At 68.7% G+C, this 10,745-nt stretch carries 10 protein-coding genes and 1 tRNA gene; 9 read left to right on the forward strand and 2 right to left on the reverse strand.

From position 1 onward, the window contains the following. Positions 1-32: 32 nt before the first annotated feature. Positions 33-359 (forward strand): hypothetical protein, encoded by a 327-nt coding sequence (locus tag ASE28_RS04285; protein ID WP_057265015.1) that lies wholly within the window; start codon positions 33-35, stop codon positions 357-359. On the opposite strand, the gene ASE28_RS04290 is transcribed toward ASE28_RS04285, so the two are convergent. After that, on the reverse strand, positions 356-1,402 hold the full coding sequence (locus ASE28_RS04290; RefSeq protein ID WP_200963903.1) for a response regulator: 1,047 nt from the start codon (positions 1,400-1,402) through the stop codon (positions 356-358). The two genes, ASE28_RS04285 and ASE28_RS04290, sit on opposite strands and share 4 nt — an antisense overlap. Continuing rightward, positions 1,399-5,019 carry an ATP-binding protein gene (locus ASE28_RS04295; protein WP_057264929.1) on the reverse strand — a complete coding sequence of 1,207 codons (3,621 nt, stop codon included), beginning with the start codon at positions 5,017-5,019 and terminating at the stop codon, positions 1,399-1,401. Before ASE28_RS04295 ends, ASE28_RS04290 begins: the two co-directional genes overlap by 4 nt. Positions 5,020-5,228: 209 nt before the next feature. Between ASE28_RS04295 and ASE28_RS04300 the strand changes: the two genes are divergently transcribed. From ASE28_RS04300 to ASE28_RS04335, 8 genes are all read left to right on the forward strand, one after another. After that, positions 5,229-5,531 carry an urease subunit gamma gene (locus ASE28_RS04300; RefSeq protein ID WP_055399013.1) on the forward strand — a complete coding sequence of 101 codons (303 nt, stop codon included), beginning with the start codon at positions 5,229-5,231 and terminating at the stop codon, positions 5,529-5,531. Between the two features lie 24 nt (positions 5,532-5,555). Further along, entirely contained in the window at positions 5,556-6,152 is a 597-nt protein-coding gene (locus tag ASE28_RS04305; protein WP_057264931.1) for a HupE/UreJ family protein, read from the forward strand. A 34-nt stretch (positions 6,153-6,186) separates the two neighbouring features. Next, positions 6,187-6,492 carry an urease subunit beta gene (locus ASE28_RS04310; protein WP_057201498.1) on the forward strand — a complete coding sequence of 102 codons (306 nt, stop codon included), beginning with the start codon at positions 6,187-6,189 and terminating at the stop codon, positions 6,490-6,492. 71 nt (positions 6,493-6,563) lie between these two features. Beyond that, the gene (gene ureC, locus ASE28_RS04315) at positions 6,564-8,282 is read left to right on the forward strand and encodes an urease subunit alpha (protein ID WP_057201499.1); all 1,719 of its coding nucleotides are present in this window, start codon (positions 6,564-6,566) and stop codon (positions 8,280-8,282) included. A gap of 27 nt (positions 8,283-8,309) precedes the next feature. Next, positions 8,310-8,912, forward strand: coding sequence for an urease accessory protein UreE (gene ureE, locus ASE28_RS04320; protein ID WP_057264933.1), 603 nt, complete (start codon positions 8,310-8,312; stop codon positions 8,910-8,912). Positions 8,913-8,954: 42 nt separating this feature from the next. Continuing rightward, entirely contained in the window at positions 8,955-9,671 is a 717-nt protein-coding gene (locus tag ASE28_RS04325; protein WP_057264935.1) for an urease accessory protein UreF, read from the forward strand. Next, positions 9,668-10,354, forward strand: a complete 687-nt coding sequence (gene ureG, locus ASE28_RS04330) for an urease accessory protein UreG (RefSeq protein ID WP_057264937.1) — start codon at positions 9,668-9,670, stop codon at positions 10,352-10,354. The genes ASE28_RS04325 and ureG overlap by 4 nt, the downstream gene beginning before the upstream one ends. Before the next feature lie 19 nt (positions 10,355-10,373). Then, positions 10,374-10,461, forward strand: a tRNA-Ser gene (locus ASE28_RS04335). Positions 10,462-10,745: the final 284 nt, after the last annotated feature.

Consider the following 10,745-nt stretch of genomic DNA (forward strand, 5'->3'; position numbering starts at 1 on the left):
GGGGTTCTGGACACACCACCATGGAGGACCCCATGCCCCAGACCCGTTGGAGCGCCAAGCGCGAACGCCAGTACAGCCACATCAAGGACAGCCTGCTCGAGCGCGGCAAGAGCGAGCGCACGGCCGAGCAGATTGCCGCGCGCACCGTGAACAAGGAACGCGCACAGCACGGCGAGGCCGAGAAGGCCAACCCCAAGACCCTGAAGGACACACCCGCCCCGGTAGGCGGCGGCCAGCGCTCGCACCAGGGCGCGCAGGGCCGCACGCGCGAGCAGCTCTATGAAGACGCCAAACGCAAGGGCATCAAAGGCCGCTCGAAGATGAACAAGGCGCAGTTGGAGAAGGCTGTAGGCCGCTAACCCTCGAACTGCGGGTGCAGCTGGCGGATGCGGTTCATCGCCATGCCCGCCGCCGCCGTGCGCGTCTCCACGCCGAGCTTGGCGAACACGCGCTCCAGGTGCTTCTTGACGGTGGCGGGGCTGGCGCCCAGGATGTCGCCGATGTCGCGGTTGATCTTGCCCTTGACCACCCAGTACAGCACCTCGGCCTCGCGCGCGGTGAGCTTGAAGGACAGGCTCATGGATTCGATGATCTTGGCGTCGGACACCTCGCGCATCACGATCAGCCAGTCGCCGCCGCCCTCGCTGTCGCCGGCCTGCTGGTGCAGGCGGAAGGTCAGGCGCCGGGCGCCCTGGTCGATGGCCAGGCGCGGGGGCTCGGCCTGGGCATGGGCCAGCAGCTCGGCGGCGTTCTCGGCCAGCACGTGGCGGCGCAGCCAGGCCTGCACCTGCTCGGGCGCCCAGGGGCTGGCCTCGCCGAAATAGGCCTTGAGCAGCTCGCGCGCCAGCGGCGTCTGCCAGACGATGCGCCCGTCCACCGCGCGCACGGTGATGCTGGCGTAGCCGAAGGCGTCGAGCGCGTTGCGCGCCTCGCGCGCCTGACTGGCGTCTGCCCGGGCCTTGCGCGCGGCGCCCAGGTGCACGCCCATGCGGGCCATCACCTCGCGCGGCTTGATGGGCTTGGTGACATAGTCCACCCCGCCCGCCTCGAGCGCGGCCACCAGGTGCTCGGTCTCGGTCAGGCCGGTCATGAAGATGATGGGGATGTGCGCCGTCAGGGGCGATGCCTTCAGGCGCCGCGCGACCTCGAAGCCGTCCATGCCGGGCATCATGGCGTCGAGCAGCACGATGTCGGGCAGGGCCTGGGCGGCGCGCTGCAGCGCGGCCTCGCCGTGCATGGCGACGAGCACGGTGTAGCCCGATTCGTCGAGCGCATCGTGCAGCACGGCCAGGTTGTCGGGCACGTCATCGACGATGAGCACGACGTCGCTGTCACCCCGGTCGAGTGTGTCGCCGGGGGAGGATACGGCCAGGGGGCCGTGGGTGGGTGCTGCGGTGTTCACGGTGGTGCCTGCTCAAGTATCTGCCCCATGGCATCGAACTGGAACTGCCGGGCCAGGCCGCGCATGGTGTGCACGAAGGCGCCATGCGCGGGCTGGTGGCGTTCGATCTCTTCCAGGGCGTTGAGGATGCCACGGTAGTAGCCCAGCGACACGGCCTGCGACAGCGCGGCCAGGGCGCCGGGGTCGGGGTAGGTCAGCGGCCCGCTGGCGGCCCCGGCATCGGGCGCGGCCAGCACCGGGGCGGGGGCCTGTGCTTCGCCGAGCCACTGCAGCGCCAGGCGCCGCTCCAGCCAGTCGAGCAGTTCGCTGTGGCGCACCGGCTTGACGATGAAGTCCTCTGGGCGGATGTCCACGTCGTTGTCCAATGCCTTGTCGAAGGCATTCGCAGACACGATGGCGCAGTGGACTTCAGGCAAATGCATCTGCCGCACGCGCCGCAGGGTCTCCCACCCGTCGATGCCGGGCATGGCCAGGTCCATGAAGATGGCGTGCGGGCGGTAGCCGGTGGCCAGCAGGTCGAGCGCGTCGTGGCCGCTGGCGGCCTGGCGCAGCTCGAAGCCCAGGGGTTCGAGCAGTTGCACCAGCAGCTCGCGGTCGGGCTCTTCGTTGTCGACCACGAGGATGCGGCGGCGCTCGCCGGCGTAGCCCTTGCGCACCCGCTGCACCCGCGCCAGCGGCGCTGCTGCGGCCTTGCCCAGGGCATCGGCATGCACCTCGGGCAGGAACAGCTTGACGTGGAACACCGAGCCCAGGCCGGGCTCGCTGGTGACGGTGAGCTCGCCGCCCATGAGCGCGGTGAGCATCTTGGCGATGGTCAGGCCCAGGCCGGCGCCAGGGGTGGCCGCCACGGCCCCTGCGCTGCCGCCGCGCGCGAAGGGCTCGAAGATGCGCTCGATCTCGTCGGCGCTCAGGCCCGGCCCCGTGTCCTGCACGTCGATGCGCGCGATTTCGCGGGCGTAGCGCACACGCAGCGTGACGCGGCCGTGCGCGGTGAACTTGACGGCGTTGCCCAGCAGGTTGATGAGGATCTGGCGCAGGCGCTTTTCATCGGCGCGCACCACCTCGGGGATCACGCCCTGCACGTCGAACTGGAAAGCCAGGCCCTTGGCGGCGGCCTGCAGCTCAAAGAGGCTGGCCATCTCGTGCAGGCCGTCGGCAAAGCGCATGGGCGTGACGTCAAGGGTGAGCTTGCCCGATTCGATGCGCGCGATGTCGAGCGTGCCCTCGATCAGCGACAGCAGGTGCTCGCCGCCGCGGCGGATGACATGCACGGCCTGCTTGCGGTGTGGGGGCACGCCGGCGTCTTCGCCCATCAGCTGGGCATAGCCCAGGATGGAGTTGAGCGGGGTGCGGATCTCGTGGCTGATGGCGCTGATGTAGCGGCTCTTGGCCTGGTTGGCCTGGTCGGCGGCGCGCTGGGCTTCCTCGGCCACCTGGCGCGCCTGCTCGGCCACGCTGCGGGCGTTCTGCAGGGCCTCGTCGGTCTGGCGGTGCAGCTCGATCTCGCGCACCAGCAAGCCGGTCTGGCGGTTCGATTCCTCCTGCGCCACCTGGCGGCTCTTGTGCGCCAGCACCAGCCACCAGGCGACGATGCCGGAGATGACCAGCAGCGCCAGGTAGGCCTTGAGCAGGCCCGAGCGCAGCGCCACCTCGGGCGCAGCCAGCACCTCGGTGTCGGTCATGGCCTGGGCGATGGTGTTGAGCTCCTGGTGGTACAGCAGCCCCATGACGGAGGCCAGCAGGGGCCCAATCACCAGCATCAGCAGCAGGAAGTGGCCCAGGCCCGTGTCCAGGTAGCGCCAGATGGCGCGCGGCAGCACCCAGCGCAGGGCCGAAGACCACTGCACGGCCATGCTGGCGTGGGGCTTGCACAGGTCGCCGCAGCGCGCGTCGAGGGTGCAGCACAGCGAGCAGATGCCGCCGCCGTAGGCCGGGCACTGGGCCATGTCGGGCGCCTCGTACTCGCGTTCGCAGACCACGCAGCGCTGCACAGAATAGCGCATGGCGCCGCCCAGGTCGGCCGCCACCTGGCCGCTGACCGGGCCGTGCATGGGCAGGGCCTGCAGATCCGCCAGGGCCGGCGCCTCGGAGCGGCGCGCGATGTAGTAGCGCCCCTGGGTGGCCCAGGCGATGAGCGGCGCGGTGACGAAGGCCACCGCCATGGCGATCACGGCCGAGAAGGCCTGCGGCAGCGGGCCGAACAGGCCCAGGTGGGCGCTGATGGACAGCACGGAGGCCAGCGCCATGGAGCCCACGCCCACGGGGTTGATGTCGTACAGGTGGGCGCGCTTGAACTCGATGCCCTTGGGCGACAGGCCCAGGGGCTTGTTGATGACCAGGTCGGCCACCACCGACATGATCCAGGCGATGGCGATGTTGGAGTACAGGCCCAGCACCTCGCCCATGGCGCGAAAGACGTTCATCTCCATCAGCATGAAGGCGATGAGGGTGTTGAACACCACCCACACCACCCGCCCCGGGTGGCTGTGCGTGAGGCGCGAGAAGAAGTTGGACCAGGCCAGCGAGCCCGCGTAGGCGTTGGTGACGTTGATCTTCATCTGCGAGACCACCACGAACAGCGCCGTGGCCGCCACCGCCCAGCCGTAGTGCGGGAAGACGTATTCGTAGGCCACCAGGTACATCTGGTTGGGGTCTACCGCGCGGTCGGCCGGCACCATGTGGGTGAGGGCCAGGTAGGCCAGCAGCGCGCCGCCCAGCATCTTGAGCACGCCCAGCACCACCCAGCCCGGCCCGCCCGCCAGCACCCCCAGCCACCAGCGCCCGCGCGTGGCCGGCGTGCTGGCCGGCATGAAGCGCAGGTAGTCGGCCTGCTCCCCCATCTGGGTAATCAGCGCGATGCCGACCGTGAGGGCCGCACCAAACAAGGGCAACTGAAAGGTGGTACCGCGCCCGGATTCACCACCATAGTGCGATATGCCCGCAAACGCACCAGGATCGTGCGTTATGACATAGACGAAGGGCACCACCAGCATCACCAGCCACAGCGGCTGGCTCCACATCTGCAGCCGGCTGATGGCCGAGACGCCGTGGGTGACCAGCGGAATCACCACCACGGCGCAGATCAGGTAGCCCCAGGTGGGCGGGATGTCGAGCGCCAGCTCCAGCGCATAGGCCATGACGGCGGCCTCGAGCGCGAAGAAGATGAAGGTGAAGGAGGCGTAGATCAGCGAGGTGAGCGTGGAGCCGATGTACCCAAAGCCCGCGCCGCGCGTGAGCAGGTCCATGTCCACCCCGTAGCGGGCGGCGTAGACGCTGATGGGCAGGCCCGCCAGGAAGATGATGAGCCCCGTGGCGACGATGGCCCAGAAGGCGTTGACGAAGCCGTACTGCACCAGCAGCGTGGCGCCCACAGCTTCGAGGATCAGGAACGATGCCGCGCCGAAGGCGGTGTTGGCCACGCGCCATTCGGACCACTTGCGAAAGCGCTGGGGCGTGTAGCGCAGCGCGTAGTCTTCCATGGTCTCGGTGGCCACCCAGCTGTTGTAGTCGCGCCGGACCTTGACGACCTGCTGCGGGGCCTGGGCGTCCACGTCCGTACCGCCCTGTACGGGAACTCCCGCGTCAGGCGAGGCGATGGTGGCGGTGGTGGGTGGCATGGAGGAGCGTCAAGAGATGCGGGGCGGCAGTCCCTGTGATGGTGCAGTTTCCATGCCACTGGCGCCACGCCCAAGGGATCGGATGCGCCAATCGACGTATGGCCGGCACGGGGCTTGCTCACTATGATGGTGCGGACCAGGGCCGGCCCTTGCGCCAGCGCACGGCACGGCATCGCACCGCCCTACCCGATAACCACACCTCCAAGACCATGGAACTCACCCCCCGCGAAAAAGACAAGCTGCTGATCTTCACCGCGGCCCTGCTGGCCGAGCGCCGCAAGGCGCGGGGCCTGAAGCTGAATTACCCCGAGGCCATGGCGCTGATCAGCGCCGCCGTGATGGAGGGCGCGCGCGACGGCAAGACCGTGGCCCAGCTCATGAGCGAGGGGCGCACGGTGCTGACCCGCGCCGACGTGATGGACGGCATCGCCGAGATGATCCCGGACATCCAGGTCGAGGCCACCTTTCCGGACGGGACCAAGCTGGTCACGGTCCACCAACCCATCGTCTAAGTATTCTTCCTGGAGATCCACTTCATGCGAGCATCACGCACCTTTGCCCTCATCGCCCTGGCCACGCTGGCCACGGCCGCCAGCGCCCACACCGATGGCGGCGCGCACATGCACAACGACTTCTTCAGCGGCTTTACCCACCCGCTGTTCGGGCTGGACCACCTGGCCGCCATGGTGGCCGTGGGCCTGTGGAGCGCGCTGGCCGCGCGCCGCGCCGGGCCCGAGCTGCTGTGGGGCCCGCTGGGCTTTGCCAGCCTGCTGCTGGTGGGCGCGGTGATGGGCCTGCAGGGTGTGGCCCTGCCGGCGGTGGAGCCGATGATCGCTGCCTCGCTGCTGGCCACGGGGCTGCTGGTGGCGTCGCGCCTGCGCGTGCCGGGCCTGGCGGCGGCACTGGGCGTGGGCGTGTTCGCGCTGTTCCACGGCCTGGCCCACGGCTACGAACTGGCCGGCAGCGACAGCGCCTGGCAGACCCTGGCCGGCATGCTGTGCGCCACGGTGCTGCTGCACTGCGCGGGCCTGGCTGCGGGCTTGGCGCTGCGCCACCGCACCGTGTGGCTGACCCGCGCGGCCGGTGCCGGCGTGGCCGCCCTGGGCGGCGCCATGCTGCTGCAACTGGCCTGACCCCTCCCTTTTCATCAGACAAGGACACGCCACCATGATCCCAGGCGAACTGCTGATCGACGCGGGTGAACACGCCCTGAACCCCGGGCGCCGCACGCTGACCGTGCTGGTGCGCAACACGGCGGACCGGCCCATCCAGGTGGGCTCGCACTACCACTTTGCCGAGACCAATGGCGCCCTGGGCTTCGACCGCGAGGCCGCGCGCGGCATGCGGCTGAACATAGCCTCGGGCACGGCCGTGCGCTTCGAGCCCGGGCAGGAGCGCACCGTGGAGCTGGTGGACTATGCGGGCGACCGCACGGTGTACGGCTTTCGCGGACTGGTGCAGGGGCCGCTGTGAAGCAGCGCCCTGCCCTTTTCTCCACCCCCCTTTCCAGCCCCGCGCCGGGCACCAGCAAAAGGTTTTGAACCATGGCAACCATTGGACGACGCGCCTATGCGGAGATGTTCGGCCCCACCGTGGGTGACCGCGTGCGCCTGGCCGACACCGACCTGATCGCCGAGGTGGAGGCGGACTACACCCTGCGCGCCGGCGGCTACGGCGAGGAAGTGAAATTCGGCGGCGGCAAGACCATCCGCGACGGCATGGCCCAGAGCCAGCGCACGCGCGACGGCGGCGCCGTGGACACGGTGCTGACCAATGCGCTCATCATCGACCACACAGGCATCGTCAAGGCGGACATCGGCCTCAAGGGCGGGCGCATCGTGGCCATCGGCAAGGCCGGCAACCCCGATACGCAGACGGGGGTGGACATCATCATCGGCCCGGGCACCGAGGTCATCAGCTGCGAGGGCAACATCGTCACCGCCGGCGGCATCGACAGCCACATCCACTTCATCTGCCCACAGCAGATCGAGGAGGCCCTGGCCTCGGGTGTGACCACCATGCTGGGCGGCGGCACAGGCCCAGCCACGGGCACGCTGGCCACCACCAGCACATCCGGCACCTGGAACATGGAACGCATGCTGCAGTCGGCCGATGCCTTCCCGATGAACCTGGGCTTTCTGGGCAAGGGCAATGCTAGCCTGCCGGCGCCGCTGCGCGAGCAGATCGAGGCGGGTGCCATTGGCCTGAAGCTGCACGAGGACTGGGGCACCACGCCCGCAGCCATCAGCAACTGCCTGGACGTGGCCGAAGAGACGGACACGCAGGTCGCTATCCACAGCGACACGCTCAATGAGTCGGGCTTTGTGGAAAACACCATTGCTGCCGTGGGCGGGCGCGGCATCTGCGCCTTCCACACCGAGGGCGCGGGCGGCGGCCATGCGCCGGACATCCTGCGCGTGGTGGGCGAGGCGAACTTTTTGCCATCCTCCACCAACCCCACCATGCCCTACACGGTGAACACGCTGGACGAGCATGTGGACATGCTCATGGTGTGCCACCACCTCGATGCCGGCATTGCCGAGGACCTGGCCTTTGCCGAGAGCCGCATCCGCAAGGAGACCATCGCGGCCGAGGATATCCTGCACGACCTGGGCGCCATCAGCATGATGAGCAGCGACAGCCAGGCCATGGGCCGGGTGGGCGAGGTGATCCTGCGCACCTGGCAGACGGCGCACAAGATGAAGGCGCAGCGCGGCTCGCTCGACGGCGACAGCGCGCGCAACGACAACACACGCATCAAGCGCTATGTGGCCAAGTACACCATCAACCCGGCCATCGCGCACGGCATCAGCCACGAGGTCGGTTCCATCGAGGTGGGCAAGTGGGCCGACATCGTGATCTGGAAGCCGGCCTTCTTCGGCGTGAAGCCGGCGCTGATCTTGAAGGGCGGCTTCATCGCCATGGCGGCCATGGGCGACCCGAATGCCTCCATCCCCACACCGCAGCCGGTGCACTACCGGCCGATGTTCGGTGCCTTTGGCGGGGCCATTGCGCGCACCTCGCTGACCTTCGTCTCGCAGGCGGGGCTGAATGCCGGCATCGGCGAGCGCTTCGGCCTGGCCAAGACGCTGGTCGCCGTGCGCAACATCCGCGGCGTGCGCAAGCAGCACATGGTGCACAACCACTACACCCCGCGCATGGAGGTGGATGCACAGACCTACACCGTGCGCGCCGACGGCCAGTTGCTGACCTGCGAGCCCGCCACGCTGCTGCCCATGGCGCAGCGCTATTTCCTCTTTTGAACCGACACTGCACCCTTATTTGATCCGATGATCCAGGCCTCCAAACTCATTGCCCAGGGCCGCGGCCTGGCCCCCGTGCTGCTCAAGCGCGCCACAACGGTGGAGCTCGACTGGGACGTGCGCCAGAAAAGCCGCTTTTCGGCCACCGACTCGGCCGGGCGCGAGCTGGGCGTCTTCCTGCCCCGTGGCACGGTGGTGCGCGGCGGCGATGTGCTGGTGGCCGAAGACGGCTCGCTGGTGCGCGTGCTGGCCGCGCCGCAGGCGGTGCTCTACATCACCCACTGCAAGAACCACGGCACACCGTTCGACCTGACGCGCGCCGCCTACCACCTGGGCAACCGCCACGTGCCCATCGAGCTGCAGCCCGACCACCTGAAGATCGAGCCCGACCATGTGCTGGCCGACATGCTGCGCGCCATGCACCTGATCGTGCACGCGAAGGACATGGCCTTCGAGCCCGAGGGCGGCGCCTATGCGGCGGGGCATGGCGGCGGGCACGGGCACCACGGCCATGACCATGGCGACCATGACCATGCGCAAGAAGGGTACGGTGCACACGCTGGGCACGCACACGATCACCCCCATGACCATGACCATGGCGACGGCCACGGCCACGGTCATGCCCACTGAGCGGCCCGCCGCCCCGCACCGCCAGCAGCGACGATCACCACCATGATGCGCGAGCCCCCGGCCCCCACCGCCCTGCCCGCAGCCAGCCTGCTGCAGCTGATCTGGCTGGCATCGCCCGCGCTGCCGGTGGGCGGCTTCTCGTACTCCGAAGGGCTGGAAAGCGCCATCGAATCGGCCGGCGTCGCCTCCGAGGCGGCCCTGGCCACCTGGCTGTTGGACCAGCTGCACATCACCCAGGCGCGCGGCGACATGGCCGTGGTGGCCCAGGCCGTGGGTGCGTGGCGCCAGGGCGACATGGCGCATGTGCGCGAGCTCAACGACTGGGTGCTGCACACGCGCGAGACCAGCGAACTGCGCCTGCAGACCGAGCAGATGGGGCGCTCGCTGGCCGACTGGCTGCGCAACCAGCACCAGGGCGACGCGGCGCGCATGCCGGCGGTGCAGGCCCTGGCCGCCCTGCCCCCCACCTACCCCGTGGCCTTCGCGCTGGCAGCATCCACCACCGAGGCATCGGGCCACGATGTGCTGCTGGCCTTTGCCTTCGGCTGGGCCGAGAACATGGTGCAGGCCGCCCTCAAGTCCATGTCGCTGGGCCAGAGCGCCGGCCAGCGCATCCTGGCGCGGCTGGCCCAGGCCATACCCGGTGCGGCCACCCACGCGCTGGCACTGCCCGATGGCGAGCGCCAGGCTTTTTCACCGATGCTGGCCATCCTGTCGGCCCGGCACGAAACCCAGTATTCACGCCTTTTCAGATCATGACCACGACGACAAGCCCCCTGCACCACATCCCCCGCCGCACCAAGCACCTGCCCCCGCTGCGCGTGGGCATCGGCGGCCCCGTCGGCTCGGGCAAGACCACCCTGCTCGAAATGCTGTGCAAGGCCATGCGCGACGACTACGACCTGATCGCCATCACCAACGACATCTACACCAAGGAAGACCAGCGCCTGCTTACCGTGAGCGGCGCCCTGCCCGCCGAGCGCATCCTGGGCGTGGAGACCGGCGGCTGCCCGCACACGGCAATCCGCGAGGACGCGTCGATCAACCTCGAGGCCATCGACCGCATGCTCGAACAGTTCCCCGATGCGGACGTGGTGTTTGTCGAAAGCGGCGGCGACAACCTGGCCGCCACGTTCAGCCCCGAGCTGTCGGACCTGACCATCTACGTGATCGACGTCGCCGCCGGCGAGAAGATCCCGCGCAAGGGCGGCCCCGGCATCACCAAGAGCGACCTGTTCATCATCAACAAGACCGACCTGGCCCCGCACGTGGGCGCCGACCTGTCGGTAATGGAGTCGGACACCGTGCGCATGCGCACCACGCCCCAGGGCCTGCGCCCCTTCGTCATGACCAACCTGAAAACCCTGAGCGGCCTGGCCGAGGTGGTGCGCTTCATCGAGACCAAGGGCATGCTGGCCAAGACAGCGGCTGCGGCCGGCTAGAATACGCGCCTTCCCTCCCGGAGACTTGGGTGAGTGGTTTAAACCAGCAGTCTTGAAAACTGCCGACGGGCAACCGTCCGTGAGTTCGAATCTCACAGTCTCCGCCAGATAGCTAGAAGACAAGCGCCTCACGAGGCGCTTTTGTTTTTTGCGCTTTGTTTGCACCCTGGCGCGGAATTGACTGAACTGGCGCAGTTCGACAAGCCTTGAACATGCAGGCCACCACTGGACCTGATGGTGCGCCATGCCTGATGGTGCGCCATGGCATCGACCGCCAGGTTCCTCAATGGAAAGGCCGCCTCGAACGCAGGGTGCGCCCACCTGGGGCTGAGGAGCGTGCGCGGCAGAAGGAGCATCGGCTGCAACGCCCGACAAACCGGTCTCGCCGGGT

Origin of the sequence: Acidovorax sp. Root219, from assembly GCF_001428665.1 — a bacterium.
Taxonomy (GTDB): domain Bacteria; phylum Pseudomonadota; class Gammaproteobacteria; order Burkholderiales; family Burkholderiaceae_C; genus Acidovorax.

Bases quoted from the DNA above. Each gene is read 5' to 3' on its own strand.
- ureC (WP_057201499.1), top strand. From the start codon at position 6,564: ATGGCAACCATTGGACGACGCGCCTATGCGGAGATGTTCGGCCCCACC.
- ASE28_RS04300 (WP_055399013.1), top strand. From the start codon at position 5,229: ATGGAACTCACCCCCCGCGAAAAAGACAAGCTGCTGATCTTCACCGCG.
- ASE28_RS04310 (WP_057201498.1), top strand. From the start codon at position 6,187: ATGATCCCAGGCGAACTGCTGATCGACGCGGGTGAACACGCCCTGAAC.
- ureG (WP_057264937.1), top strand. From the start codon at position 9,668: ATGACCACGACGACAAGCCCCCTGCACCACATCCCCCGCCGCACCAAG.
- ASE28_RS04295 (WP_057264929.1), bottom strand. From the start codon at position 5,019: ATGCCACCCACCACCGCCACCATCGCCTCGCCTGACGCGGGAGTTCCC.
- ASE28_RS04325 (WP_057264935.1), top strand. From the start codon at position 8,955: ATGATGCGCGAGCCCCCGGCCCCCACCGCCCTGCCCGCAGCCAGCCTG.
- ASE28_RS04305 (WP_057264931.1), top strand. From the start codon at position 5,556: ATGCGAGCATCACGCACCTTTGCCCTCATCGCCCTGGCCACGCTGGCC.
- ureE (WP_057264933.1), top strand. From the start codon at position 8,310: ATGATCCAGGCCTCCAAACTCATTGCCCAGGGCCGCGGCCTGGCCCCC.
- ASE28_RS04285 (WP_057265015.1), top strand. From the start codon at position 33: ATGCCCCAGACCCGTTGGAGCGCCAAGCGCGAACGCCAGTACAGCCAC.